20 protein-coding genes are annotated in these 26,852 nt (G+C 73.8%); 12 read left to right on the forward strand and 8 right to left on the reverse strand.

Annotated features, from left to right (window positions below; all coding sequences use genetic code 11):
• Positions 1 to 22 precede the first annotated feature (22 nt).
• The 4 genes from WME95_RS41805 to WME95_RS41820 all read left to right on the forward strand — a co-directional run bounded on the left by WME95_RS41805 (position 23) and on the right by WME95_RS41820 (position 4,406).
• Positions 23 to 1,594, forward strand: a complete 1,572-nt coding sequence (locus WME95_RS41805) for an OmpP1/FadL family transporter (protein ID WP_437904828.1) — start codon at positions 23 to 25, stop codon at positions 1,592 to 1,594.
• A 140-nt stretch (positions 1,595 to 1,734) separates the two neighbouring features.
• Positions 1,735 to 2,694, forward strand: a complete 960-nt coding sequence (gene trxB, locus WME95_RS41810) for a thioredoxin-disulfide reductase (protein WP_437545928.1) — start codon at positions 1,735 to 1,737, stop codon at positions 2,692 to 2,694.
• 10 nt (positions 2,695 to 2,704) lie between these two features.
• The gene (locus WME95_RS41815) at positions 2,705 to 3,829 is read left to right on the forward strand and encodes a uracil-DNA glycosylase family protein (protein ID WP_437904829.1); all 1,125 of its coding nucleotides are present in this window, start codon (positions 2,705 to 2,707) and stop codon (positions 3,827 to 3,829) included.
• Between the two features lies 1 nt (position 3,830).
• On the forward strand, positions 3,831 to 4,406 hold the full coding sequence (locus tag WME95_RS41820; RefSeq protein WP_437904830.1) for a DUF2085 domain-containing protein: 576 nt from the start codon (positions 3,831 to 3,833) through the stop codon (positions 4,404 to 4,406).
• A 3-nt stretch (positions 4,407 to 4,409) separates the two neighbouring features.
• Here WME95_RS41820 and WME95_RS41825 read toward each other — a convergent pair whose 3' ends face one another.
• Positions 4,410 to 5,369, reverse strand: coding sequence for a hypothetical protein (locus WME95_RS41825; RefSeq protein WP_437904831.1), 960 nt, complete (start codon positions 5,367 to 5,369; stop codon positions 4,410 to 4,412).
• Positions 5,370 to 6,284: 915 nt separating this feature from the next.
• Positions 6,285 to 7,064: an ExbD/TolR family protein gene (locus tag WME95_RS41830; RefSeq protein ID WP_437904832.1), complete on the reverse strand. Its 780-nt coding sequence runs from the start codon at positions 7,062 to 7,064 to the stop codon at positions 6,285 to 6,287.
• A 62-nt stretch (positions 7,065 to 7,126) separates the two neighbouring features.
• On the opposite strand from WME95_RS41830, the gene WME95_RS41835 reads away from it, so the two are divergent.
• The 3 genes from WME95_RS41835 to WME95_RS41845 all read left to right on the forward strand — a co-directional run bounded on the left by WME95_RS41835 (position 7,127) and on the right by WME95_RS41845 (position 11,634).
• Entirely contained in the window at positions 7,127 to 8,770 is a 1,644-nt protein-coding gene (locus WME95_RS41835; protein ID WP_437904834.1) for an AMP-binding protein, read from the forward strand.
• Positions 8,771 to 8,852: 82 nt separating this feature from the next.
• Positions 8,853 to 9,458: a hypothetical protein gene (locus tag WME95_RS41840; protein ID WP_437295507.1), complete on the forward strand. Its 606-nt coding sequence runs from the start codon at positions 8,853 to 8,855 to the stop codon at positions 9,456 to 9,458.
• A 136-nt stretch (positions 9,459 to 9,594) separates the two neighbouring features.
• The gene (locus WME95_RS41845; RefSeq protein WP_437904836.1) at positions 9,595 to 11,634 is read left to right on the forward strand and encodes a hypothetical protein; all 2,040 of its coding nucleotides are present in this window, start codon (positions 9,595 to 9,597) and stop codon (positions 11,632 to 11,634) included.
• A 115-nt stretch (positions 11,635 to 11,749) separates the two neighbouring features.
• Here WME95_RS41845 and WME95_RS41850 read toward each other — a convergent pair whose 3' ends face one another.
• The 3 genes from WME95_RS41850 to WME95_RS41860 form a co-directional block, all read right to left on the reverse strand.
• The gene (locus tag WME95_RS41850) at positions 11,750 to 12,667 is read right to left on the reverse strand and encodes an alpha/beta fold hydrolase (protein WP_437904838.1); all 918 of its coding nucleotides are present in this window, start codon (positions 12,665 to 12,667) and stop codon (positions 11,750 to 11,752) included.
• Between the two features lie 106 nt (positions 12,668 to 12,773).
• The gene (locus WME95_RS41855; protein WP_437904839.1) at positions 12,774 to 14,405 is read right to left on the reverse strand and encodes a multiheme c-type cytochrome; all 1,632 of its coding nucleotides are present in this window, start codon (positions 14,403 to 14,405) and stop codon (positions 12,774 to 12,776) included.
• Between the two features lie 110 nt (positions 14,406 to 14,515).
• Positions 14,516 to 15,988: an MlaD family protein gene (locus WME95_RS41860; RefSeq protein WP_437904841.1), complete on the reverse strand. Its 1,473-nt coding sequence runs from the start codon at positions 15,986 to 15,988 to the stop codon at positions 14,516 to 14,518.
• 105 nt (positions 15,989 to 16,093) lie between these two features.
• Here WME95_RS41860 and WME95_RS41865 point away from each other — a divergent pair, with 105 nt between their 5' ends.
• The 4 genes from WME95_RS41865 to WME95_RS41880 all read left to right on the forward strand — a co-directional run bounded on the left by WME95_RS41865 (position 16,094) and on the right by WME95_RS41880 (position 21,823).
• On the forward strand, positions 16,094 to 17,251 hold the full coding sequence (locus WME95_RS41865; RefSeq protein ID WP_437904842.1) for a CAP domain-containing protein: 1,158 nt from the start codon (positions 16,094 to 16,096) through the stop codon (positions 17,249 to 17,251).
• 191 nt (positions 17,252 to 17,442) lie between these two features.
• The gene (locus tag WME95_RS41870; RefSeq protein WP_437904843.1) at positions 17,443 to 19,908 is read left to right on the forward strand and encodes an Hsp70 family protein; all 2,466 of its coding nucleotides are present in this window, start codon (positions 17,443 to 17,445) and stop codon (positions 19,906 to 19,908) included.
• On the forward strand, positions 19,908 to 20,291 hold the full coding sequence (locus WME95_RS41875; protein ID WP_437742007.1) for a hypothetical protein: 384 nt from the start codon (positions 19,908 to 19,910) through the stop codon (positions 20,289 to 20,291). Before WME95_RS41870 ends, WME95_RS41875 begins: the two co-directional genes overlap by 1 nt.
• Entirely contained in the window at positions 20,288 to 21,823 is a 1,536-nt protein-coding gene (locus WME95_RS41880) for a hypothetical protein (protein WP_437904844.1), read from the forward strand. Before WME95_RS41875 ends, WME95_RS41880 begins: the two co-directional genes overlap by 4 nt.
• A 68-nt stretch (positions 21,824 to 21,891) precedes the next feature.
• On the opposite strand, the gene WME95_RS41885 is transcribed toward WME95_RS41880, so the two are convergent.
• Positions 21,892 to 23,007, reverse strand: coding sequence for a cation diffusion facilitator family transporter (locus WME95_RS41885; RefSeq protein ID WP_437904845.1), 1,116 nt, complete (start codon positions 23,005 to 23,007; stop codon positions 21,892 to 21,894).
• Positions 23,004 to 24,236 carry an acetyl-CoA C-acetyltransferase gene (locus WME95_RS41890; protein WP_437904846.1) on the reverse strand — a complete coding sequence of 411 codons (1,233 nt, stop codon included), beginning with the start codon at positions 24,234 to 24,236 and terminating at the stop codon, positions 23,004 to 23,006. Before WME95_RS41890 ends, WME95_RS41885 begins: the two co-directional genes overlap by 4 nt.
• Positions 24,237 to 24,356: 120 nt before the next feature.
• Here WME95_RS41890 and orn point away from each other — a divergent pair, with 120 nt between their 5' ends.
• Complete coding sequence (gene orn / locus WME95_RS41895; protein ID WP_437904847.1) at positions 24,357 to 24,920, forward strand: oligoribonuclease; 564 nt, start codon at positions 24,357 to 24,359, stop codon at positions 24,918 to 24,920.
• 444 nt (positions 24,921 to 25,364) lie between these two features.
• Here the strand turns inward: orn and WME95_RS41900 are convergent, their stop codons facing one another.
• The gene (locus WME95_RS41900; protein ID WP_437904848.1) at positions 25,365 to 26,669 is read right to left on the reverse strand and encodes a serine/threonine protein kinase; all 1,305 of its coding nucleotides are present in this window, start codon (positions 26,667 to 26,669) and stop codon (positions 25,365 to 25,367) included.
• Between the last annotated feature and the right edge of the window lie 183 nt (positions 26,670 to 26,852).

Here is a 26,852-nt window from a genome sequence, read left to right on the forward strand (position 1 = left end):
GCGCGGTGGGGACGGGGGGGTCATGAAACGAGGATCTGCCGGCGCCGCGGGCGCCGCGTTCGCTGCGATGGTGGCCGGCGGCGCCGCGCGCGCGTCGTCGGGGCTCGACTCGCCCGACATCGGGGTGCTCCAGCTCGGCCGCGGCGGGGCGTGGGTCGCGCGGGCGGACGATCCGCTCGCCGCCTACTTCAACCCGGCGGGGCTCGCCGCGCAGCGGAGCGGGGCGCACGGCGGCGTCCACTTCATCCAGCTGGCCCAGTGCTTCACGAGGCTCGGCCCCGGCAGCCGCCCCGTCCCGCCGAGCGCCACGACGGCGATCCCGGCGCCCGGCAGCGACGGGGGCCCCGACCCCGAGGTGTGCGCCGAGGGCGGCCTGTTCCCGAACCCGCAGCTCGCGGCGACCCTGCGCGTGAGCGACGCGCTCGCCCTCGGCGTCGCGGTGCTCGGCCCGCACGGCGTCGGCGAGCGGGCATGGCCCGAGTCGCTCCGGTACACGCACCCGAGCTTCGGCGACATGACGCAGCCGTCGCCGCAGCGGTACCTGCTCACGTCGCTCGACGCCCTGATGTTGATGCCGACGCTCTCGGTCGGCTTCACCCCCGCGGAGGGGATCTCGCTCGGCGCCGGCTTCATCTGGGGCACGGCGGCGATCGATTTCGTCAACTTCAGCGAGGCGCTCTCGGGCGAAGGGGGCGACGACTTCAAGGCGCACGGCGATCTGCGCACGCGCGCGGAGGCGACCGACCTCTTCATCCCTGGCTTCGTCCTCGGCGCGCGCTGGGCGGCGGCGGCTCACCTCGACCTGGGCGCATGGTTCAAGTGGCAGGACGCCGTGCGCGCGAAGACCGATCTCACCATCGAGTCTCGCTACTGGACGCCGGCAGGGGCGAAGGACGAGGACCCCTGCAAGGGCGAGGCGCCGAAGTGCAACGTCACCGAGGAGCAGGGCGCCGGCGATCTCACGATGCGGATCCCCATGGAGGCGAAGCTCGGGCTCCGGTACCACATGCCCCGCGCCGGCGCGCGGCGCGCGGCGGACTCACGCCGCGCCTCCGCCGCCGAGCCCCGCGTCCGCGACTCGCTGGCGGATGACCTCTTCGACGTGGAGCTCGACTTCACCTGGGCCAACAACAGCGCGGTCGACGCGATCGAGGTCCGGTTCCGCGAGGGCATCCCCGTGCGCGGCACGAGCGTGGGCACGGTGCCGCCCAACGCCGACGTCCCGCACCGCTGGCGAGACGTCCTGGGAGTCCGGCTCGGCGGCGATTTCGTCGTGCTCCCGAGCCTCCTCGCGCTGCGCGCCGGCGGCTTCTTCGAGAACAAGGGGCAGGACGACGCCGATCTGAACCTCGACTTCCACCTCGGCTACCGGATCGGCGTCGGGGCCGGCGTGACCGCGCGCGTCGGCCCTGTCGACATTTCAGCCGCGTTTCAGCACACGTCCTTCGGTGCGCTGGACAACGGCGGGAACGGGCGCCTCAAGGCCGTATCCGGCGCTGCGCTCAGCGGCTACCGCAGCGTCCAGAGCGTCAACGGCGGCCGCTTCGAGAGCGGCCTGGACGAGTTCGGTCTGAGCGGAACCATGCGCTTCTGAGCGGGCGGCTGCTCGGGCGTGCCTCTGGCGTGCCTCTGGCGTGGTGGAGCGGAGCGCAGGACGCGCGGCGCAGCGGAGGCGCGCCGGACCGCCGGGGCGGTCGACGCGGAAGGCGGTCGCGCCTATAAGATGCCTCCACCATGAGTGAATCGAACGTCCGCAACCTGGTCATCATCGGCTCCGGCCCCGCCGGGCTCACCGCCGCCATCTACGCGGCGCGCGCCAACCTGAAGCCGCTCCTCATCGAGGGCTTCAGCGCCGGCGGCCTGATCCCGGGGGGCCAGCTCATGTTCACGACCGACGTCGAGAACTACCCGGGCTTCCCCGAGAAGATCACCGGCCAGGAGCTGATGCAGCGCTTTCGCGATCAGGCCGCCCATCAGGGCACGGAGATCGTGACGGCGGACGTGACCAAGGTCGAGCTGACGGGCCACCCCTTCAAGGTGTGGGTGGAGGACACGCTCTACCTGGCGAAGGCGGTGGTGATCGCGACGGGCGCGCGCGCCAACTACCTCGGCCTCGAGAGCGAGGACAAGCTCAAGAACAAGGGCGTCAGCGCCTGCGCGGTCTGCGACGGCGCCCTCTTCCGCGGCCAGGACGTCGTGGTCGTCGGCGGCGGCGACACGGCGATGGAGGAGGCCACCTACCTGTCCGGCCTCTGCAGCAGCGTCACGCTGGTGCACCGCCGCGACGAGTTCCGGGCGTCGAAGGCGATGATCCAGCGCGTGGTCGAGAACCCGAAGATCAAGATCCTCTACAGCCACGTGGTGGAGGAGGTGCTCGACGTGAAGGCCGATATGGTGACGGGCGTCCGCGTGAAGAGCACGAAGACGGGCGACAGCCACCTCGTGCCGGCGGCGGCGATGTTCGTCGCGATCGGCCACACGCCGATGACCGATCTCTTCGTCGGGCAGCTCGACACGCACCCGAACGGCTACCTGAAGACGGTGCCGGGCTCGACGCGCACCAACATCCCGGGCGTCTTCGCCGCGGGCGACGTGCAGGACTGGAACTACCGCCAGGCCGTCACGGCCGCTGGCACGGGCTGCATGGCGGCCCTCGACGCGGAGCGCTGGCTCGCGCAGCAGGGCGGCCACTGAGAGGACGACCATGGTCGAAGCGCTGCGCGAAGAGCTCGCCGATCTGACCGCCTCGGTCCGGGCGTTCCTGGAATGGCACGCAACGACCGGCGCGGACGGAATGCCGGGCCACCCCGCAGCGCTCCACGAGGCGCTGGGCGCGACTTCTTCGGACGGCGCTACGCCGGCGCCTCGGCGGCCGGAGCGCGGCTTCTCCGGGCAGGATGCGCCCTCGCCGCCGGTGGCGCGAGGGGGCAGCAACGCGGCGTTCTCGCCGCCGCCGCCGCGCGGTGGCGCCGCGGGCGCCCCGCTGCCGCATCCGGAGCAGCGCGGAGCCGCCGCGGGCCCCTCCCTGCCGCATCCGGAGCAGCGCGGTGGCGCTCCGCAGCCGGAGCAGCGCGGTGGCGCTCCGCAGCCGGAGCAGCGCGGCGGCTTCGAGTCGCAGGGGACGTGGTCGCCGACGCAGACGCAGGCGCAGCGAGGTCCCGAGCCGTCGCCCCGGCCTGCCGTGGGCGCCGCACCGGCACAACGCGCGGATACGGCTGCGCGCGCGAGCGCAACGCTGCCGGACACGAAGGAGGAGCGCGCGGCGCGGCTCTCGCTCATCGCGGAGGAGGTCCGCACCTGCCAGAAGTGTCCGCTCCACGAGGGCCGCACCCACACGGTGTTCTCGCGCGGCGACCCGAGCTCCGCGGTCGTGTTCGTCGGCGAGGGGCCAGGGGCCGAAGAGGACCAGCAGGGGCAGCCGTTCGTCGGCGCGGCGGGGCAGCTGCTCGACAAGATGATCGCGGCGATGGGGTACCACCGCGACGAGGTCTACATCTGCAACATCGTGAAGTGCCGGCCGCCGAAGAACCGGAAGCCAGAGCCGGCCGAGATGGCGGCCTGCAGCCCGTACCTCACGGCTCAGCTCGCGCTGATCAAGCCGAAGGTGATCGTGGCGCTCGGCGCCACCGCGGTGCAGGGGCTGATCGGCACGAGCGAGGGGATCACGAAGCTCCGCGGCACGTGGAAGCTCTACAAGGGCTCGATCCCGATCATGCCCACGTTCCACCCGGCCTACCTGCTGCGCCAGCCGAGCGCGAAGCGAGAGGTCTGGAGCGACCTGAAAGAGGTGATGCGCCACCTCGGCAAGAGCGCGCCCGACAGAGGCTGAGGTGGCCGCGTGCGCTTCCGGGCGCGGACAGCCAGCGGCGCAGGTACCTGCCGCCGTCCGCGCGGGCGCCGAGCCGCACGCGCTCGCCGCTGTCAGCGCAGGCGCCGAGCCGCACGCGCCGGGCGAATCGAGCCCGGCCGAGCGGCCCTCGCTGCTGTCGATCGTGCGCTGCGCGCTGGTCCTCCTCGGCGCCCTGCCCTGGAGCCTCCCCCTCGCGCGGAGCCGCGTGCCGCTCGGAGAGCTCGGCGCAGCGCTCGATCGTGTCTTCGCGCCGATGTGCCACCGGATGCCCGAGCGATCCCTCGCGCTCGACGGCGTCGTCATGCCGCTCTGCAGTCGCTGCGCTGGCATCTTCGCCGGGATCGCGGCGGGCGCCGCGATCGCGCGCCCTCGCCTGGCGATGACGGCGTGGCGCCCGATCCTCATCACCCTCGCCGCGCTGATGGCGGTCGACGTGGCGACCCAGGACCTCGGGCTGCGCCCCGTCTGGCATGCGAGCCGCCTCGCCACGGGCGTGGCCTTCGGTTATGCCGTGGCCGCGGCGTTCCTCACGCAGATCGCTCGCCGCCCGCTCTGAGCGCTACTTGCGGCCGCCCATGGCCCTGCACTCGTGGACGGGGCCCTTCGTGGCGTTGCGAACGCAATCGCTGTACGCGGCGAGGCCGTCCTTCCACTTGCCCGTGTCCTGGAGCGCCGAGCCCAGGTAGAGATAGGGCAGCGCGTCGCTCGGATCGGCCGCGATGGCCGCGCGGGATGCCTCGATCGCGTCCTTGTACCTGCCGCGGTTGAGGAAGCTCAGCGCCTCCTTCTTCAGCTTGCCCGCGTCCTCAGCGCTGGCCGCCGGCTCCGCGGCCTTCTCTGCCTCGGCCTTCTCCGCCGCGGCCTTCTCCGCCGCAGCCTTCTCTGCCTCGGCCTTCTCTGCCTCGGCCTTCTCTGCCTCGGCCTTCTCTGCCTCGGCCTTCTCTGCCTCGGCCTTCTCCGCTGCGGCCCTCTCTGCCGCGGCCTTCTCCGCGTCGGCCTCCGCCTTCATCGGATCGGGAACGGCGCCGGCCCCTTTTGCAGAGGACTCCGTCGGCGCCGACTCGGTTTGCGCAGGCGTCTTCGCCCGTGCCGGAGAGGGAGCACCCGCCGCAGCCAGGAGCTTCGTCTCGACGGGCGCTGGCTTCGGAGCCGGCGCGGCCATCGCGACCGGCGCAGGTGAGGACGGCTTGCTCGAGAACACCGCCTTGGCGACAACCGCAACGGAGATCACCCCGGCGAGCCCCGCGACCCCCGCGACGATCCGACGAAGGCGCGCCCGCCGGGCGAGGGTCTCGGGCGACAGCTGATGAACCACGACGAGCCGCTCGTCAGCGTGATCGTCGGGGCCGCTGGCCACCTCGGCGAGCGGCGGGAACGACTCTTCCTCCTCGCGCCGAAAGAACGCCGCCGTGGGCGAGGAAGGGTCGATCAGATCGAGCGCATCCTCGTCGGACGCCAGCTCATCGGGCGGGGACGCAGGGGCACCCGGCTGGGTCAGGGCGCCGGCTTGTGGAGCCATGATCAACGGGTCGTGCTCGAGCGCCTTGTGAGGGTCCGCGTCGTCCGTGTCGCCTGGAACGGCGCGCTGCGCGGCGAGCGCCTCGGACGCCGGCGCGAGCGCGGCGACCGGTGCAGCCGCAACGACCGGTGCAGCCGCAACGACCGGCGCAGCCGCAACGACCGGTGCAGCCGCAACGACCGGCGCAGCCGCAACGACCGGTGCAGCCGCAACGACCGGCGCAGCCGCAACGACCGGTGCAGCCGCAACGACCGGCGCAGCCGCGGCCACCGGCGCAGCCGCGGCCACCGGCGCAGCCGCAACCGCCGGCGCAGCCGCGGCCACCTCCGCGACGATCGGTGCGGCGGGCGCCTCGAGAGCCGGCGACACAGCGGGAGCATCGTCCGCGGCGCTGGCTGCCAGCGCAGGAGCGGCGGAACACTCAGCTACCTCGGCGACGACGTCCGAGCCGCTCGCGACCGGCCTCGCGGAGTCCCTTGTCGCGACGGCCGGCCCCTCAGGCGCCGCCGACACCCGCGGCTGGGAGGCCCGGGGACGGAGACTTCGGCCCCTGTTCGCGCGGGCCGATCCAAGAAGTCGCTTCGACATGTCCGAACCATCCTCCCGTGATTGTCACGCCCCCGATGGCGCAGGGGACCGGCGACTCGCCCTATTCATGATCCAGGCCGACCCCAACGGCGAGCGCTCGCCCGCGCATTTCCGTGCCTTCGCAGCACCATCGCCTGTGCCGGATCGTGCCGCGGTCACCCCAGCCAACCCTACCCGCGCTCGAACGAGCACACACGCGATCTCGCGCCACCGCGTTCGACAGCCCCTCCGCAAAAATGCGCACCGAGCGCACCCGCTGCCCCCTCCAGCCGGTGCGCCCCGAAGGCACGGCGATCCAGGCGATGGAGCCCCCCGGCGCCGCGCACGTCAGCCTCCACCGAGCTGCACCGGCCGCCCCGCGACCGGGGCAGCGCGGAGCAGGACGAGCGTGTCGAGCTTCTTCTTCGCGTCGGAAGCCATGACCGTGCCCGCCAGGTTGTGCGCCATCTCCCAGGGCACCTCGTCGTCCGCCGAGAAGAAGGCCACCGTCGCGCTGCACGCGGCGATGTCCTTCGTGAGCTGCTCGCCGGTGTTCGACAGATCCGGGCCGGCGAGCCCCTTGCGCTGCTTCTTGCCCATGCCGCCGCCGAACGGCCAGATCGCCGTCGCGAGGTCCTTCAGCACCATCGTGCTGACGGCGCAGGAGGGCGGCTTCGACGCGCGCCCCTCGGGGACCACCGTGATCTCCTTCGGGAGGTCGTCTCGACCGTCGGTCTTGATGACGACCTTCGGCGCGCCGGCCGCGCCGAGCTCGGTCACGACCGCGGCGACGGCGCTCGGCTTCGCCCTCTTGTCGGCCAGCAGCGTCACGGGCTTGCCCTCGATCGGCAGCTCGCGGATCACCTTGGTCAGCTTCTCGGGCCCCTCCTTCTGCGCCAGATCCACGCGCTGGCCGCCGATGTAGGGGCCCATGGAGTCGACGAGCAGCTCCGGCATGCCCTTCGGCTTCGGCGGCGCGACGGGCGCCTCGACGCTCGGGGCTACCGTGGCGGCGGCGCCAGGCTCGGAGGGCTTCGGCGCGCTCTCGCACGCCGCCGCGGCCAGGAGCAGGCCGGCGGCGAGCGCGATGCGCGGCGAGGCGCTGACAAGGAGGCAGGAAGCTCTCATGGCGCGGCAGTGTAACCAACCGGCCTGGCTCCGCGCACCTCCGCTGTGCGAGAGTTCGCGCGATGGCTTCTCCGCTCGTCGAACGGCTCGCGCAGCTCGGCTCGTCCGCCCGAACCGCCGTCGAGGACGAGCGGGGGCAGACCAGCTTCGCGGCGCTCCTGGAGCGAGCCCTCCGCGTCCGCGGCGCGCTGCTCGCCGGCGGCTCGCGGCGCGGCGCGGGTGAGGCCGAGAGCCCGAGCTCCCTCGAGGGGGAGCGCATCCTGCTCCTCGTGTCGCCCGGCGCGGCGTGGGTCTCGGCCTTCCTCGGCACCCTCCTCGCCGGGGGGATCGCGCTGCCGCTGTCGGCGCTCTATCCGCCGGCAGAGCTCGAGTGGCTCGCGAGCGACGCCGGCGTGCGGCGGATCATCGCCGACGGCGACCTCGCCGCCGTGGCCGCCCCGATCGCGCAGGGCCGCGCCGTGCTCCGCGTGGAGGATCTCGAGCGCGCCGCACCCGGGCGAGACGCGGCGATCTCCGACATCGCCGCGGACGATCCGGCGCTGCTGCTCTACACGAGCGGCACGACCGGCAAGCCGAAGGGGGCGCTTCTCACGCACCGCAACCTGGCCGTGCAGGCGGAGCTCCTGCGCGCGGCCTGGGGCTTCTCGGATCACGACCTCTTGCTGCACGCGCTGCCGCTGCACCACCTCCACGGCGTCGTCATCGCGCTCATGACGTCGCTGCTCGCGGGCAGCGCGACCCGGATGCTGCCGCGCTTCGACGCCCAGCGCATCGCCGCCGAGATCGCGGGCCGCTCGGTGACGTCGTTCATGGCGGTGCCGACCATGTACCAGCGGCTGTTCGAGCACGTCGACCGGGGCGGCGCGCCCGGCTTCGCCGCGGGGGCGCAGGCCCTGCGGCTCGCGACGAGCGGCTCCGCGGCGCTGCCGGTGACGCTCGCCGAGCGCTGGCGCGACCTCACCGGCACGATCCCGCTCGAGCGCTTCGGGATGACCGAGATCGGCGTCGGCATGAGCAACCCGCTCGATCCAGGCGCGCGGCGGGCAGGCTGGGTCGGCTTCCCGCTGCCGACCGTCGAGGCCCGCATCACGGACGACGCGGGCAACGCGTGGGCGCCGGGTGAACAACCGCCGGGTGAACAACCGCCGGGGGAACGGCCGCCGGGCGATCCCTCGGCGCCGCGCGACGCCGCGGTCGCGCGAGGCGAGCTCTGGATCCGCGGGCCCAGCGTCTTCAAGGGATACCTCGGGCGCGATGACGCCACCGCCGCGGCCTTCCAGGACGGCTGGTTCCGCACCGGCGACGTCGCCGAGCGCTCCAGCGACGGGCGCTTCCGGCTCCTCGGGCGGACCTCGGTCGATATCCTCAAGAGCGGCGGATACAAGCTGTCCGCCCTCGAGATCGAAGAGGCCTTGCGGGAGCACGGCGCGATCGCCGAGGTCGCGGTGATCGGCGTTCCTGACGAGGCGTGGGGAGAGCGCGTCGTCGCGGTCGTCGTCGCCGCGCCCGGGCGAGAGGCGGAGTGCGCCACCGGATCGCTCCGCGCCTGGGCGAAGGAGCGCCTCGCGCCCTACAAGGTCCCACGCGAGTCGATCGTCGTGCGGGCCCTGCCGCGCAACGCGATGGGCAAGGTCGTCAAACCAGAGCTCGTGAAGACCATCGCAGCGGGCATTGCCGTGGAGGAGCGCGGCCCTCTCGCGCGGTAGACGCGCGAGACGCGCGGTCGTCGCGGCTTGACCGACGCGCTCGGCTCCGGCCTACTCGACGCCAATGCAGCCTGCCAGCCCCATGGTCCAAGCCCAAGCCGCGTACGGCGGCCTCGCGGTTCAACCGTTCTCGCACCCGACGTACACGATCAAGCGGCCTTTCTGGTCGCTGCTCGGCCGCAAGTTCCACGTCTATGCGCCCGACGGCTCCCTCGTCTGCTTCGTCAAGCACCCGCTGCTCAAGCTGCGTGAGGAGTTCACCCTCTTCGCGGACGAGTCGGAGTCGCAGCCGCTGCTCACGATCCGCTCGCGGCAGGTCATCGCCCTCAACCGGTGCCTCGACGTCCTCGACGCGCGCACCGGCGAGCGCGTCGGCACCATCCGCTCGCGCGGGCTCAAATCGATCGTCCGCGACACCTGGGACATCCTCGACCCCGCGGATCAACCGGTCGGGCTGATGCAGGAGGACGGCGCCGCGCTGCTCCGCCGCATGTTCCCGCTCCTCATCGGGAAGTGGCACATCGAGCTCCATCAGCAGGAGGTCGCGAAGGTGAAGCAGGTGTTCCGGTGGTTCGTGAAGGAGTTCACGCTCGACCTGTCGATGAACCAGGGGCGAATCGACGCCCGGTTCGCCATCGCCTGCTCCCTGCTCGCCCTCATGGCCGAGACCGCGCGCGAGTCCCGCTAGGCCCCCACCCGAGACCCGCCGCGGCCTCGCGAGCGGCCCGCGGACGCCGCGGCCGGCGCGGCCTTCGGACGCACGCGCATTCGCTCGCTCGCCGAAACTTGGCCCATTTCCGCGAGCTCTGCGAGGGTCCGGCGCGATGCGCCTCGATCCTGTCTCCCGCCTCGACTCCGCCTCCGAGGAGGGCCGACCGACGTCCCCCCCTGCGCCCCCGTGCGGCACGGCCCGCTTCGCCCCGAGCGGGCAGGGCGCCGACTCCGAGCGCGAGCTCAGGTCGCAGCGCTTCCTCTGGGCGAGCGCGCCGGCGGCGCCCGACGGGCAGCTCCGCGCGACGATCGAGGAGGCCGTCGAGCTCGCGCTGGCCCTGCGCGGCGCGCTGCCGCCGCGGGTCCAGGAAGGCGCGCCGGTCGAGGTGGTGATCGCCGACCAGATCTTCCGGGCCAGGGCGCTCGGCGCCGCGGGCCTCGCCGTCGCCCTTCCGCGCCTCGCGGGCGGGCGCTCAGCCTCGCCGCGCGCGCTCCACCCGGACGACAGCGCGACGCTCCTCGCCTGGCTCGGCGCGGCGCGCGAGGCGCCCGTCGCCCTCGTCTTCGACGCGGACGACAGGTCCGCGCAGGTGCTCGCGCCGGTGCCCCTCGCGGACCTCGTCGAGAGGAGCACGCGCGGCGGGTACGGCGCCGTCTCCTCCATGTCCCCGCGCGGGCAGGCGCGGAGCCTCGCGGCGCGCGGGGAGGACCGCCCCGTCGGGCCGGCGCAGTCGAGCGCCGGAGCGAGAGCCCCGATCGAGGCGCTCCCGGCGGGGCCGACAGCCGTGGACGAGGCGCTCCCGGCGGGGCCGACAGCCGTGGACGAGGCGCCCCAGGCCGGACCGACAGCCCCGGATGAGGCGCTCAAGGCCAGGCCGACGGCCCCCGAAGCGCACGGTGCGCCGGCGTCGCCCGCCTCCGCCGAAGGGCGGACGGACGGGCGGCTGCGCGGCGTGCTGCCCCCCCGCTCCTCGAGGATCCGCCGCGCGGACGCGCCGGCGGCCGTCGCCGGGAGAAGCGCCGTCGCGGCGCGGGCGCCGGGCGCGAGCACGCCGCCGGCCACGGACGAGACGGCCGGGATGACGCCCGCCAGCGCCGAGCCGGCCGCGCCGGCCGCCGAGCCGGCCGCGCCGCACGAGGAGCGCGGCGCAGCGATGACGCTCAGGCCGCCGCGAGGGGCGTACGAGGCCGCGCCAAACGCGCCGAGCGTGCCGAGCGCGTCGAGCGCGCCAAACGCCGACGGAGCCCAGGCGGACGCCGACGCGCCCCCGCAGGCGCGGCGGGAGCGGAAGGCGCCGCGCGACCGGATCCTCAGCGCGGCGGAGTGGCGCGCGCTCGCCGTCGAGCTCGACAACGCCCGCGGCCCGAAGCCGGTCCGGGTCATCGAGCAGCTGTTCGCGACCCACTACACGCCGCTGCTCGGCGCGACGCTCGCCGGCGAGACGGACGCTGCCGTGCGCGGCGTGGTCGACAGCTGGAGGACCAGCTTCGAGCACAGCTACCGGGAGGCGTTCTCGGCGCTGCGCGTGACCGGCAAGCGGCCGCCCATGGTGTTCGACGCCCCGGACATCGCCTCCCGCATCGCCCGGCTCAACGGGGCGCGCGGGGTGAAGCTCCTGCTCGTGGACGCGATGCGCTTCGACCTCGGCGAGCGGGTCGCCGCGCACCTGAAGGAGATCCTGGTGGATCGGGCCATCCTGGTGGAGCGGTCGCTCCTCTGGGCGGCGCTGCCGCCGACGACGACGGCGCAGATCTCGCTGCTCGCCCGAGGTCCGGACGGGCTCCGCGAGACGATGCCCCCGAGCGAGGCGGAGCCCGCCATCGCCCGCGGGCGCGCGGTGGCGACGCTGCGGCGCGAGCGGGTCGGCTCGCGCGAGCTGATGAAGCTCGACCTCGTGGAGGCGCGCCTGCGCGCCGCTGGGCCGCCGTTCGCCGAGCGGATCGAGGCCATCGCGGAGGAGGTCGCCGACGTGATCGCGCGGTTCATGGCCAGCCTGCCGCCGCGGACGCTGCTGCTCGTGTTCGGCGACCACGGGTTCCGCATGGCACCGATGGGAGACGGCAGCGCGACCGGCCCGGCGTCGCAGGGCGGAGGCTCGCCCGAAGAGGTGCTCGTCCCGGCGCAGGCGTGGCTCGTCGGCGGCGTGCACTGAGCGGCCCTGGACTCGACAGGGGCGCGCTGGCGTCCCTGGACGGCGCTCCCCAGTTCCTGGACGCCCACCGGCCCCCTTCCCGGAGGGCACGGCCGTGTCATGACGCCCAGGAGGGCTACAGGGAGGGATCTGCGCCGGCCGAGAGAAACGCGGTGAGCGCCGGGAGGACGAGCGCCGGCTCCTCCAGGTGGGGCGCGTGCCCGAGCGGCACCATGTGCAGCGTGGCGCGGGGGATCGCCGCGGCCGCGGCGATGCCGATCGGCACCGGGAACACGTCGTCGCGCTCGCCCCAGAGCACCAGCGTCTCCGCGTCGATCTCGCCGAGCCGCGGGAGGCGATGGGGAACGGCGCCGAGGGCGGGGAACAGCGCGTTGAACGCGGCGACAGGCGCGACCCGGCCGTCGGGCACGGCGTAAAACTCGCCGTGCAAGGCGGCCAGGCGCTCGCCGAGCGGGGTGGGCCGCGGCGGACGGATGCGGCGGAAGAGCGCGGGGCCGAGCACCCGCGCCAGGCGCTCCGGCGGGGCGCGGAAATAGGCGCGGCTCCACGCCGTCATGACGGGACCGACCCCCATCGCGCCGATGAGCACGAGCTTCCGCGGGCGCGCGCGCTTGCGGAGCGCGATCTCCGCCGCGACCAGCGCGCCGAGGGAGTGGCCGACGAGGGCGGCGTCGCCGAGATCCAGCTCGAGGAGGAGCTCCTCCACGGGATCGGCGAAGAAGCGGAGGCCTTCCTCGAAGCCCCCTCCCTCGAAGGGCGGGGACGACGCGTGGCCGAAGCCGGGAAGATCCACCGCGACGACACGGTGGCGCCGCGCGAGCTCGGGGAGCAGCGGGAACCACGTCGTCGCGGCGTTCCCGCGGCCGTGCAGGAGGACCACCGGCGAGCCGCCGCCGCCCTCCAGGTAGCGGAGCGTCGAGCTCAGCGCGGCGCGGCGGTGCACGGCGAACGGCGGCGCGCCCGCGGCGAGCTCCGCAAGGATCGCGCTCTCGACCGGGCCAAGGCGGGAGACGACGGCGTGGACGTTCGTCACAGGCGCATTCCGTAGCGCGATCGAAACGGCGCGGGAATGCCGCAGCCCAGGAGCAGCCCAGAACCAGAAGAACCAGCGGGAGAGGGCCGCCGCCGCGCCCCCTCCTTCAGTCCCTGCCGTGCCCGGGGCCGAGGATGAGCTGCATCTTGGCCACGGGGTCGAAGCCTTCCACGTGCGGCGGGTGGTGGCACTGCGTGACGCAGCTCTGGGGCGGGGGCGAGAGCACGATGAGCCCCTTCTTCTCGGGATCCTTCGCGTGGAGCGAGCCGGGGCCGTGGCACTCCTCGCACTGCACGTTCTGCAGCGACGCGTTGTGCGTCACCGTGGAGCCGCCCGGCTTGCCGTACCCGGTCACGTGACAGCTCACGCAGTCCAGGTTGAACTCCTTGAAATCCTGCTGCAGCGTGGCGTAGGCCCGCGCGTGCGCGGTGCCGTCGAAGACCTTGCGCTCCTCGTCGTGGCAGTTCGTGCAAGCGTCGATGCCGATGTAGCTGGCCTCGCCCTTCGCCGGCTTCTCGGGGACGCGATCCGCGAAGGCCTGCTTGTTGTGGTCGTTGACCCGCTTGTAATAGGCGAGGAGCTGCCCGGCGACGTCCTTGTCGGCCCCGAGCTTCTCGCGCACCTCGACCGAGCTGTAGCGGAAGAAGCTGCCGGTCACCTTCGTCTCCGCCGCCTCGAGCTGCGCCTTCTCGGCCCGGAGCTTCTCGAGATCCGCCTTCCGCGCCTCGACGTCCTTCGCCGCCACCCGCTTGTCGCCCTCCCAGCCGTTGAGGCGGATCTCGAGCTCCCGGATGCGCTCCGACAGGCTGATGAGCTCCCCGGCCTTCGCGACGCCGCCCGCGTCGGCGAACACGAGCGGGCCGCTGCCGCCGCCTCGAACGAAGAGATCCACGACAGCCACCGACTGGAGGTGGTTCGGCGTCTCCACGACAAGCGTCGACCCGATGATCTCCGGCGGCTTCGGGCCGTCGTTGCCGTCGCCGCGCTCGCTCGGCTTGCCGAGCACCAGCACGTGCAGCTCCGGCACGTTGTCCGCGAGCCGCAGCGCCTCGCCCCTGGGCAGCGCCGCGAGCCCCACGAAGACGCTCGCGCCCTGCTTCTTCGCCTCCTCGACGCCGGCCTTCATCGCGTCGATCGCCGGGCCGGCCTTGACGCCGTCGGGGTAGGCGCCGGCGCGGCCCTTCGGATCGCTCACGCCGATGAGGCCCACCTTCACGCCGGAGACGTCGCGCACGACGACGCCCTGGACGCCCTTCGCGCCCTCGAGGTTCTTGCCGAGCAGCGCCGCCCCGGATTGCTCCTGGTACTTGCCGAGCGCCTCCGCGCCGAGCGCCCAGTCGTTCTCGCCAGGCGCCCACGCCGTCAGCCCGATGTCCTTCGCCGCGAGCGCCATCGCCTCGGCCTTCCACGCGTCCTGCGAGGAGCGCTCCGGCTTCACCTCGGGGTCCGTGAAGAGCATCGGCCCCGCGCCGACCACGAGCCGATCCGGGGCCTCGCCGCGCTGGGCCTCGATCAAGGCGGCGAGGTGGTCGATGCCTCCCAGCTGATCCTTCGTGCAGCCGCACGGCTCCAGCGCGCCGGCGACGGTGCTGAGCACGTAGAGCCGCACCGTCGGCTTGTTCGCGTTCGCGTTCGCGTCCACGTCCGCGTCCGCGCTCACGGCGGCCGTCGCGGGGAGCTTGCACCCCTGACAGGCCGAAGCGAAGGCCGCCGCGGAGATCGCGACGAAGGGGATCAAGAGCGCGTATCCGCGACGCACTCCGTGAAGAAGCGAGCGCTTCATGCTCGCGCTATAGCACAGGGGCCCGGGCGCACCGCCGGGGCCGCGCCGGGAGGGCGGGGGCGCGATCAGAAGCCCGACGGCGCGAAGGGCAGGACCGTCTTCAGGTCCGAGTCGTTGAACCGGAGCTGCAGGCCGATGAAGTAATCCCGGCGATCGCCGTTCAGGATGTCGTCCATCCCGCCGAGCAGCCACAGCTTCCGGATGAACTCGTACGCGAGCGCGACGCGCCAGCGCGGCGACAGCTCCTCGCCGAAGCCGAAGAGGTCCTGGCGGAGCTCGAACCGATCGTCGAGCAGGTGGAGATCGAGGCCGAGGCCGCCCGTCGACTCCTTGATGCCGAACCGGCCCGTGAAGGGGCCGAGCCGCTTCGCGAACTGGAACGAGAACCGGAAGGCGTTCGTCGTGATCGTGCGGACCTCGCGGTAGTGCGCGGGCTCGTTCGGGTTGGTCGTGTCGACGTCGATCTGCTGGAAGTCCGTCTTGCCGCGCGGGTCGTTCACCAGCTCTACGACGTAGTACTTGTCCTCCGTCGGCTGGAGCCTGAGCTCGACGTAGCTCTTGATGGTGTTCGCCAGGAAGTTGTAGTCGGTGCGCAGCCCGACCACGGTCTGGAACCGGCTGAGCCCGCCGACGAGCTCGCCGACGTTCTCGACGACCGTCTCGACCTCGTTGATCAGCGTCTCGTCCCGGGTGATGCGGCCGAGCGTCCCCTCCCCGCGGTCGACGCGCGCGGCGACGCTGTCGACGTGCTTCAGCGCCGACTCGAGGCTCTCGGTCGCGCGGCCCACGCGCTCTGCGGCGCTCCGGAGCTCCCCGGGCTGCCCGTTCCGGCCGGGCACCTCGGCCGCGGCCGTCATCGTGCGGATGTCGCGGCTCACCTGCTCGACGTTGCGCAGGATCTCCCGCAGGCGCGGGCCCGAGTCGCCCGTGATCTGGTTGATGTTGTTGATGGTCTCCGTGACGCCCGCGCGGTTCTCGCGCACGGTCGCGTTCATCTGCTCGGTGACCTCGGCGAGGTTGTCGAGGATCTGCGCGAGCCGCTCCTGCCCGCCCTCGGAGCCGACGGTGTTCCTCAGCGTCTCGGTGACGGTCTTGACGTCCTTCAGGATCTCGGAGACCTGCCCCTGCATCGACTGGATCGTCGGCTCGTCGATGTAATAGAGGACCCTCCCCTCGTCGGGGATGCGCGGCTTGCCCTCGGTGCCGGGCGAGAGCACGACGAACGACTCGCCGATGAGGCTCGTCGCGCGCTTGCCGATGGCCGCGTCCTCGTAGAGCGGGACGTCGGGGCTCATCTTGATGTCGATGCGCGCCTGGCCGTTGTAGAGCGAGATCTTGTCGACGACGCCGACCTGGATGCCCGAGATCATCACCCGCGACTGCGGCGACACGCCGATCGCGTCGGGCAGCGTGGCCCAGACGCGGTAGCCGCTCCCGCCGCCGATGTCGCGCGAGACGAAGCGGTACCCGCCGTAGGCCGCGCCCGCGAGCACGATCGTCATCACGCCGACCTTCGCGGCCTTGGAGACCTCAGCCATGCTGCGCGACGGCCACGGTAGCACGAGCCGCCCGCGGGACCGCGCGGCTTTCGCGGCGACTCAGGTGAACGAGCGCCGGGGCGGGAAACCTGCTAGCCGAGTCGAATGCGGTCATGGTGGGCCAGCGGGGTGCTCGGCGCGGCGCTCGCCTCCGCGGGCGTGGCGGCAGCGGAGCCGCCGGCGCTCACGTGGGAGGCGACGACGCGCTCGCCCCAACCCCCCAAGGCGGTCTCGCCGGAGATCGCCGCGCTCGCGGCGCGCTGCGGCAGCGCGGACACGGCGCTCGCCGCCGTCGCCCAGCGGAACGTCGAGCGGCAGCTCCAGGGCGGGGAGATCATGCCGCCCGACGAGCTTTCGTTCACGCTGCGCGCCGCCGGCGCGCCGCACGCCTGGCCGAGGGGATGGTCGATCTCCGGCCGAGGGCTCGGGCCGGCGGAGATCGGGGCGCGGATCGACGGGTGGCTCGCGGGGTGGACCTCCCTCGGGGTGCGGCGATGTGGGGTGGCCCAGGCGAAGAAGCCGGACGGGACGGTGATCGTGTCCGCGATCGGGGTGGACGCGCTCGCGGATCTGTCGCCGCTGCCGACGACCGCGCGGGTAGGGCAATGGGTGACCCTCGAAGGGACGATGCGGGTCCCGGCGACCGCGGCGAAGGTGGTGCTGCTGGGGCCGCGAGGCGCGCCCAAGACGGTGCTGAGCTCCCTGTCGGGCGCGCGGCTCCGCTCGAGCTTCGCGGTCGACCAGCCGGGGAGCTGGCTCGTGCAGGTGCTGGCCACGGTGTCGACCGGGCCGAGGCCCGTGCTGGAGGCGATGATCTTCGCGGGGAGCGCTCCGCCGGGCCGGTTCGTCCGCGCTGCAGCGCCGGGCGAGGAGGCCGCGAAGGGGGCGCAGGGCGACGAGGACGCGATGCTGCGGATGATGAACGCCGCGCGGGCGTCGGAGCGCCTGCCCGCGCTCGCGCGCGACGCGGCGCTCGCCGCGCTGGCGCGGGCGCACTCCGAGGAGATGATCAAGGCGAAGATGGTGGGCCACGACGTGGGCTCGGGCGATCCGGCGGCGCGCCTCAGGGCGGCCGGGTACGAGGCGACGATCGCGGGGGAGAACGTGGCCAGCTCGGGCACGACCGAGGGAGCGCACCGCGCGATCTGGGCGAGCCCGTCGCACCGGGGCAACCTGCTCGACCGGCGCTACCGGAGGACCGGCGTGGCGGTCGTGCGCGACCCGACCGGCCGGGTCTGGGTGACGCAGCTGCTCGCAGGCTGACCGCGGGCGTCGCGGCGCTGCGCTGACGTACGCTGTTCCCGTACCCCGCGGGCGGACGCGCCTCGCGGCGGGCGGGCGGGCGGGCGCCCGCGGCGCGCCAGCCGCGCGCCAGCCGCGCGCCAGCGGCTTCGCCGGGCGTGTTCCATGCCTCGCCGGGCGGCGGTCGTTCCGCGCGTGTATCCTTGCGAGCGATGGCTGCACGCCCGCTTTACGTCGGTATCGACCTCGGCACCACGAACTCGACCGCGGCCGCCTTCGACGGCGAGAAGGTCACCCTCGTCAGGAACTCCCAGGGCGCGACGCTCACCCCGAGCGTGGTGCGGATCGACGCGCGCGGGACGATCACGGTCGGCGCGCGCGCGCGCCGGTTCCTCGAGAGCGATCCGCAGAACACCCGCGCGGAGTTCAAGCGGCTGATGGGGACGGCCCAGCCGATCGAGTTCGCGGCGGCGAAGGTCGCGAAGAAGCCCGAGGAGCTCGCCGCCGAGGTGCTGCGCTCCCTGCGCGCCGACGTCGCGGAGCACCTCGGGGTCCTGCCGGCCTCGGCGGTGATCTCCGTGCCCGCGCTCTTCGAGCTGCCCCAGAGCGCGGCGACGTCGGAGGCGGCGCGGCGCGCGGGGTTCGAGCGCGTCGAGCTGATCCAGGAGCCGGTGGCCTCGGCGCTGGCCGCCGGCTGGACGGTCGAGGAGTCGACGGGCAGCTGGCTCGTCTACGACCTCGGCGGCGGGACGTTCGACGTCTCGCTGCTCGAGACGCGCGACGGGCTGCTGCGCGTCGTCGGGCACGACGGCGACAACTTCCTCGGCGGGCGCGATTTCGACTGGGCGATCGTCGACTGGGCGCTCGCCGAGATCGCGCGCACCCAGGGCGTCACCGTGAGCCGCGCCGACCCGCGGCACGCCGCCGCGCTCCGCAAGCTGAAGCTCGCGGTCGAGGAGATCAAGATCGAGCTCACCCGCGCCGACGAGGCGGCGCTCGCGGTGCCCGCGGCGTTCGAGGTGGACGGCGCGCCCGTCGACGTCGACCTGGTGCTGCAGAGGTCCACGCTCGACGCGCTCTGCGCGCCGATCATCGACCGCTCGGTCGAGGTCTGCCGCCGGCTGCTCGCGGCGCACGGGCTCGACGCGTCGCAGCTCGCGCGCGTCGTGCTCGTGGGCGGGCCGACGGTGATGCCGGCGCTGCGCGAGCGCGTCCGGGGCGCGCTCGGCGCTCCCTTCGGCGAGGGGCTCGATCCGATGACGCTCGTCGCGCAGGGGGCCGCGATCTACGCGGCGACGGCGGGGCTCGACGCGCGGGCTTCCTCCTCGGGCGCGCGGCCCAAGGAGGAGGGGCGCCGGCTGTGGCTGCAGTACCCGGCCATGTCGAGCGACCTCACGCCCCACGTGGTCGGCCGCGTCATGGAGGGGCCGGGGGCCGCGCCCGAGCGGATCCGGCTCGCGCGCGAGGGTGACGGGTGGACGAGCGCCGAGGCGCCGCTCGACGCCGAGGGGGCGTTCGTGGTGACCGTCGACCTGCTGCCGCGCCGGCCGAACGTGTTCAACATCGAGGCGAGCGCGGCCGGCGGCGCGCGGGTGCCGGTGCACCCGCAGGCGATCACGATCGTCCAGGGGCTCACGATCGGCGATCCGCCGCTGTCGCGCACGATCGGGGTCGCGCTCGCGGACAACTCGGTGCGCGTCTACTTCGAGCGGGGCGCGCCGCTGCCGGCCCGGCGGACGTTCGTGCACCACAGCGTGGAGAGCGTCCCGAAGGGCTCCAGCGCGTGCGTGCTGAAGATCCCCGTCGTGCAGGGCGAGCTCGACGTCGCCCACCTCTGCCGCGTGGTCGGGACGCTCGAGATCGACGGGAGCGGGCTCACCGCGACCCTGCCCGCGGGCTCGGCGATCGAGCTGACGCTCGAGCTCGATCGGGGCGGGCACCTCTCGGCGCGCGCGCTGATCCCGTCGCAGGGGCTCGTGTTCGAGCGCGTCGCGCACCTGCTCGTCCCCGAGGCGGCGCCGGAGGTGCTCGACGCCTCCATCGCCGCCATGCGCGAGCGGCTCGCCGCGGTGCGCGAGGCCGCCCTGCGCAGGGACGCGCCGCACGCGCTCGGCAAGGTGACCTACGTGGAGTGCGCGCTCGCCGAGGTGGAGCGCGACGCCGCCGCGGCGCGCGGCGGCGACGCCGACGCGGGGCAGAAGGCGCGGCGCGCGCTGCTCGATCTCGACGTCCTGCTCGAGCAGGCCGAGGCCGACAAGCGCTGGCCGGAGCTCGACGCCGAGGCGCAGGCCGCCGTCGCGAGCGCGTCGACGTGGATCTCGCAGCTCGGATCGAGCACGGAGAAGGCGCTCCTCGAGGAGGCCGCGCAGGGCGTCGCGCGGGCGCGCGCCGAGAAGAACCAGGTCGAGCTGCAGCGGCAGCTGCGCCTGGTCCGCAACCTGAGCAGCGCGGCGTTCCAGCGCCACCCGAAGGCGTGGGTGTGGATGTTCGAGGACGCCGCCTCCGAGGCGCACCAGGCCTCGGATCTGGTCCGCGCGCAGCGGCTCGTGCGCGACGGGCGCGGCGCGGCGGAGCGCGGCGACACGGCGGCGCTCAGGACGATCACCGAGGAGCTCTGGCGCCTGTTGCCGGTCGACGCGCAGAAGCGCAGGCTCGGCCACGAGTCAGGGGTGCGGTGATGGACGACGCGCTCGGCCGCATCCGCGACAACCCGTTCTACGTGCTCGGGCTGCGCCCGAGCGCGAGCCGCGCGGAGATCGAGCGCGAGGGGCAGAAGCTGCTCGGGATGCTCGAGCTCAAGCTGGCGAGCGCCGCGGCGTACCCGACGCCGGTCGGCCCCGGGGCGCGGACGGCCGACAAGGTGCGGCAGGCGATGGCGGCGCTGCGGGACCCGGAGCGCCGCCTGGCGCACGAGGTCTGGGCGCGGCTCGACCCGAGGCCGCCGCCGAAGGACGATCTCGACGACGACCTTGGCGAGCTGCCGCCGCCGGAGCCGCCCGGGGAGGATCCGCGGGCGCCGTGGCCCGAGGCGCTGTCCGCCCTCGGCTGGAGGGCGCGATGACCTGGGGCGTCCTCCTGGCGCTCGCCATCCTGGTGCGGGTGATCAGCGAGGCGGCCGCGCGGAGGGCCTCGCCCGGGGCGGCGCCGCGCCCCCAGATGCTCGGCGTGGGCCTCTGGAACGTCGTCGTGCTGTTCGTCTTCGTGCCGATCGCGATCCTCCTCGCGCTCGCGCTCGCCGGGGGTCAGCTCTGGTGCGCGGTGCCGCTCGCGCCGCTCGCGCTGCTCATGGCGCCCTGGCCCTTCGCTCGCCACGTGCTCATCCCGCTCGGGCTGCCGCGCGCCGCGTACTTCGTCGCGTTGCTGTCGGACGGGGCCTTTCGCGCCGACCGGCGCGGCGGCGCGGCGCTCGCGGCCGCGTGGGCGCTCTGCCGCGCGCGGAAGCCGGACGCCGCGGTGGAGGCCTGGGTCAGCGAGCGGATCGAGCGCATCGGCGCGGAGCCCGCGCCCCCCTCGGCGAGCGCCGATCCGCTGCGCGGCGCGGGGATCGCCGCCGGCGCGATGCTCGCGGCGCACCGCGGCGATGTGGAGGGCGCGCGGGCGCTCTTCGACAGCGTCGCCGGCCTGGACGAGCGCGCCTGCCCCCGCGAGGCCCGCCGCATCGCCGCGGGCTGGCTCGCAGCCGAGGCGGCCTCCCGCGGCGACTGGACGGCCGTGACCGGATACGCGTGCGTGGGGGGCGGCCGGACGATGTGGTTGCTCGGCGCCGTCGCCGCGCGGCTGCTCGGGGAGGCGCCCGCGCGGGGGGCGCTCGGGCTCTGGCTGCGATGGCTCATCGCGCCCCACCGCCGCGCCACGCTCTCGCTCGTGCGCCGGGCCCTGGCCGCGGGCGCGGGCGCGCCGCGCCCGGAGCCGGAGGCGCCCGAGCCCTGCGCCGCGAAGGTCGCCGAGGGCGATCTGTGGAGCCGGGCGGTGCTGCTCCACGCCGCGCTGCTGCTCCGGCCCCGGGACCAGGTCTCGGGCGACGACCTCAGGCGGCTCGGCGGCGCGTGGGACGCGGCGCTCGACGACGAGCGCGCGCAGGCCGAGCTCCGCGAGCGGGCGGCATCGCTCGGCGCCTCGGGGGCGCAGGCGGCGCTCGGCCCGCTGGCGCGCGCGGTCGAGGAGGACCTCGCGGCGACGCTGCGCGCGGCGCGCGTGCCGCGCGCGGCGTGGGACGATCTCGGCGCGACCATCGGCCGCACGCGCCGGCGCCTCCGCGACGAGCTCCTGTCCGAGGTCGAGATCGCGTGCGACGCCCTGCGCCGCCGCGTCGACGAGCGGCGCGAGCTGCCGCCGCTCTCGGAGTGGCGCGAGTGGACGTCGCTGCGCGCGCAGTACGAGGCCGCGGCGGTGCTCGTCGGCGTGGAGTTCCGCCGCCTCGCGTTCCCCAAGCTGCACGCCGACGTGTGCCACGCGGCCGTCTGGCTGTTCAACACGCGCAAGGAGCGGGTGATCGCGAACGCGATGTTCCGGTGGCTCCTCGCCGAGGCCGAGGCGCTCGGCGACTCGCGCCTCACGGCGCTCCAGCGCGGCAACGTCGAGTGCGGCGTCTGACGCGGGCGGAGAGCCGGATCTAGAGCGGCGCTCAGTCGCCCCCGGATACACGCGTCGCCGAGCGGCGGTCACCCGCTTCGGTCGCCCGCGGGCCCGTCCGCGCCCGGCGCCCCGGCGCCCGGCCGCCTGAGCGTCACCAGGAGCTCTTCCTGGAGCGGCTCCGGCTGGATCGTGCAGTGGGTGAGCGCGTGCTTCTCGCGCAGCCGCCGGGCCACCGCGGCGGCCACGTTCGTGCCATGGTGCCCCTTGGCGAGGACGACGTGCACGGTGAGCACGTTGAAGCCGTCGGAGATCGACCAGACGTGCAGATCGTGGAAGTCGACGACCCCGGGCACGCTCCGGATGGTGTCCTCGACGTGGGCGAGATCGATCTCGATCGGGCTGCCCTCCATGAGCACGCGGGACGTGTCGCGCACGAGCCGCCAGCCGCCCCAGAGCACGAGGGCGCCGATGGCCGCGCTGATCACCGGATCGGCCCGCGTCCAGCCGAAGGCGAGGATGAGCACGCCCGCCGTGATGGCGCCGACCGAGCCGAGCGCGTCCGACAGCACGTGCGCCAGCGCGGCCCGCGTGTTGATGTTGTGCCCGTGCTCGCCGGTCGAGAGCAGCAGCGCCGCGACCACGTTCACGAGCAGCCCCAGCGCCGCGGTGATCGCCAGCGCCTCGGCGTGCACCGCCTGGGGCGCGCGCCAGCGGTGGGCCGCCTCGATGAAGATCCAGATCGCCGTCAGCGCCAGCGCGATGCCGTTGGCGAAGGCCGCGAGCACCTCGGCGCGCCGGAAGCCGTACGTCCGCTCGCGCGTCCGCGCCTGCGCCGCGATGCGCTGGGCGATGATGGCCAGGCCGAGCGCCGCGGCGTCCGCGAGCATGTGGCCCGCGTCGGCCAGCAGGGCGAGGCTCTTCGACCACCACCCGACCGCCGCCTCGACGACCAGGAACGACGTCGTGAGCGCGAACGCCGCGATCAGCCGGCGGAGCGGCGCGCGCCGGAGATCGTGGCTGTGGTCGTGGTGCTGCGGGTCGCCGTGGTCGTGGTCATGGCCGTGATCGTGGTCGTGCCCCGGGGCATGGTGATGCCCGTGATCGTGCCCCTCGCCGCGTCGAGCGCCGCGCCCGTGCCGGTGCTCGTCCGAGGCGCTCCCGTGATCGTCGCGCACCCCCATCGCCGCGCCGGAGCGGCTCACACCCGCTCGAGGATGGTCGCCACGCCCATCCCTCCGCCGATGCACAGCGTGATCAGCGCGGTCGCCTTTCCGGTGCGCTCGAGCTCGTCGAGCGCCGTCCCGATGAGGCAGGCCCCGGTCGCGCCCAGCGGGTGCCCGAGCGCGATCGCGCCGCCGTTCACGTTGACGCGGTCGAGGTCGATGTCGAGCTTGCGCGCCGTCTGCAGCGGCACCGCCGCGAACGCCTCGTTGATCTCCCAGAGATCGACGTCGCGCGCCTGCATGCCCGCCTTCTTGAGGGCGCGCTCCGACGCGGGCGCGGGGGCCGTCAGCATGATCACCGGCTCGGCGCCGGCCGTCGCCGTGGCGCGGATCCTCGCCCGGGGGGCGAGCCCGTGCGCCTTCACGTAGTCGCCGGACGCGAGCAGCACGACCGCCGCCCCGTCCACGATGCCGCTCGAGTTGCCCGCCGTATGGACGTGCCGGATGGCCGCCACCTGCGGATAGCGCGCCAGCGCCAGCGCATCCACGGTCTCGCCGGCGGGGCCCATCGGCGTCGAGCCGAGGCTGGCGAACGCCGGCTCGAGCTTCGCGAGGGCCTCCATCGTCGCCCCGGCCCGCGGGTGCTCGTCCCTGTCGAGCAGCGGCTTGCCGTCGAGATCGACGACCGTGAAGAGGCTCTTCGCGAAGCGCCCCTCGCCCGCGGCCCGCTCGGCCTTGCGCTGGCTCTCCAGCGCGAAGCGGTCGACGTCCTCGCGCGAGAAGCCCTCGATCGTGGCGATGAGGTCCGCCGAGATGCCCTGCGGGACCATCGCGAGCTTCTTGCGGAGGGCGAGGTTGTTCCCGTCGAGGGGCGCGCCGTCCGAGCCCATCGGCACGCGCGACATGCTCTCGACGCCGCCGCCGACGGCGACCTCCTGCTGGCCGGACATGACCCCCATCGCCGCGAAGTTCACCGCCTGCGCGCCCGAGCCGCAGAAGCGGTTGACGGTCACGCCGGTCACGATGTCCGGCCAGCCGGCCGCGAGGATGGCGGTGCGCGCGATGCACGCGCCCTGCTCGCCCGCCTGGGTCACGCACCCGACGACCACATCCTCGACGTCCTGCTTGCGGATCCCGGTCTTCTCGGCCAGGCGATTGAGCGTTTGCGCGAGGAGCTCTTGAGGGTGCACGCCCGAGAGCGCTCCCTTGCCCGCCTTGCCGCGCCCGCGCGGCGTGCGAACGGCATCCACGATGAAGACGTCTCGCATGACAGGCCTCCGAGCCCGGTGTCCGGCCCGTGCTTAGCACACCGCCCGTTCCCGGGGCAGCCTGGTCGCGCCGGCTCTCGGTGGACCTGAGCCGGCGCGGATCGGCTATGCTCGCCGCCGATGACGGACCGGTCGCAGCGCATGGTGTGGGTCGATCTCGAGATGACGGGGCTCGACGAGAGCTCGTGTGCGATCGTGGAAATCGCGACCATCGTCACGGAGCCCGACCTGACCGTGGTCGCCGAGGGGCCGTGCCTGGTCATCCACCAGCCGGAGAGCGTCCTCGCGGGAATGAGCGACTTCGTCCGCGATCTCCACGAGCGCTCGGGGCTCCTCGAGCGCATCCGCGCGTCCACGCTCTCGGTCGGCGACGCGGAGTCCGAGACGCGCGCGTTCCTCGAGGCGCACTGCCACAAGGGGACGGCCGTGCTGTGCGGCAACTCCGTGTGGAAGGACCGCGCCTTCCTGCAGCGCTACATGCCGGAGCTCCTCTCCTTCCTGCACTACCGCATCGTGGATGTCTCGACGCTCAAGGAGCTCGTGCGCCGCTGGTATCCGCTGCGCGCCGCGCCCAAGAAGCGCGAGATCCACCGCGCGCTCGACGACATCCGCGAGTCGATCGAGGAGCTCAGGTGGTACCGGGCCAACGTGTTCCAGCCGCTCCCGGGGAACGAGCTCCGCTGAGCGATCGCGGCGAGCCGAGGGGCGCCCGAGGGCCGACCGGGCCCTAGGGCTTGCGCCGGCATCCCCAACCTCGGTCGGCGCCCCGCCCTCAACCTCGGTCGGTTCACCCGGCCCTCAACCTCGGTCGGTTCACCCGGCCCTCAACCTCGGTCGGCGTCCCGCCCTCAACCTCGGTCGGCATCCCGCCCTCAACCTCGGTCGGCACCCCGCCCTCAACCTCGGTCGGTTCACCCGCCGCCCGCCCTCCAAAATCCCGCCGAAAAGGCGGCTCTGCTGGCAATCGAAGAAAAATTGTCCTCGGAGCGAGAAAATTCGATCGATCGAGGCAATGCATTGAGTAGGGTAGCCATGCGTCCAGGCCTCCGGCACGAGGTCTGCGGCGTAGACACCCCGGCGGCCCCAATCCGCCGGGGTGTCGTTTGCTACCCGGCCTGCGCGATTGCCTCAGAACAGCTGGTCGCCGTACCACCGTTGCCCGGGGCTACCCTTGGCTTCCACGGCGGGAGTCGCGACCAGCGGGGCGGGCTCAACACGGCGCGTCACCCCGGATTTCGTCGCCGGCGCCTCCACGGCAGAACCCGCCGCCTCGGAGACGCCGGGGTCGCACTGTACCGGGGAGGCTGTCGTCTCATTGTGATGTGGATCACTCACGTGAACCGGCGGCCCGGCGGGTGAGGGCGGTATCCCACGTCGGGCGATGTACGAGCTCAACGGCACCGCGACGGCGGCGCTCGTCAGCGCGACGAGCAGCAGCGCTCCGCCGGCCAGCAGGACGTTGCTGCGCGAGCGCGGCGCGGCGATCTCGACGACGGGGTGCCGCATGGCCTCCGGAGGGAGGGTCCCGGTGGGCAGCGTGTTGCGGGACGCCGGAGCGTGCACGCTCCGCTCCGTATCCGGCGCCGGCTCCTGCAGCGACGAGGCGGCCGCTGCTCGAGGGCGCGGCCCCCCCGGCGGCGGAGCGCCCCCCGCGAGCGGCGCCGCGCCCACGAGCAGCGGCCGCACGGCGGCCATGAGCTCGTGGACCGTCTGGAATCGCGCGTCAGGGTCCTTCGCGAGCGCCCGGGCCAGCGCCTCGTTCACCTGGGCCGACACGCCCTCGAGCGGCGGCGGCACCTCGTCGAGCGCGCACACATCCAGATCGTCGCGGCCGTCGAACGGGCGCTGGCCCCCGAGGAGGCAATACAGCAGCATCCCGAGCCCGTAGACGTCGGTTCGTTCATCGATCGCGCGAGAATCGAAGAGCTCCGGCGCCCGGTACCGCGCCGCATCCGCCATGGCGTCCTCGGGCGCCCCGAACAGCGTGTGCAGCCCGAACGCCCTCAGGACAGCGGCGCCCTGACCGGTGATCACCACCGTGTGCGGGCCGAGATCCCCGTGCGAGAGCCCCAGCGCGTGCGCGGCGCCCAGCGTCCGCGCGACGTCGACGACGAGCTCGTACGCGACCGAGCGAAGCCGGGGCAGCAGATCTTCCACCGAGGGATCGTCGCTCTGCCGGGCAGCGATCCACCCCGCGTCTCCCTCCATCCCGCCCGCGATCACAGGCACGATGCCGTGCACCCGCGCAGACAGCGAGAGGAGCCTCTCCAGCGCGCCGCGGAACGCATCGGCGTCGATGCCCATGCCCTCCTGGACATAGAGCGTCACCTCGCGGCCATCCGCGTCGAGCGCGCGATACGCCTCCGCCGGAGCGGGAGAGTCGAGGCTCGCGACGATGGTGTACCCCGCGAACTCCTGCCCGAGGATCACCATGGCCCCTCCGCCTCGATCCGCGCGACGGGCACGGAGGATTCAGGCCTCGCGCCCTGGAAGGAGAGGACAGCGCGGCGCGCGTTCTTCAATGCTGGCTGCGGTGTTGGATCAGCCCAAAAGATTCTGCTCACTGCGTCGGACCTCCGGCACGAGGTTCGAGTCCATGACACCCCCGGACACGGC

This window comes from Sorangium sp. So ce327 (assembly GCF_051530205.1).
Taxonomy (GTDB): Bacteria; Myxococcota_A; Polyangia; order Polyangiales; family Polyangiaceae; genus Sorangium; species Sorangium cellulosum_B.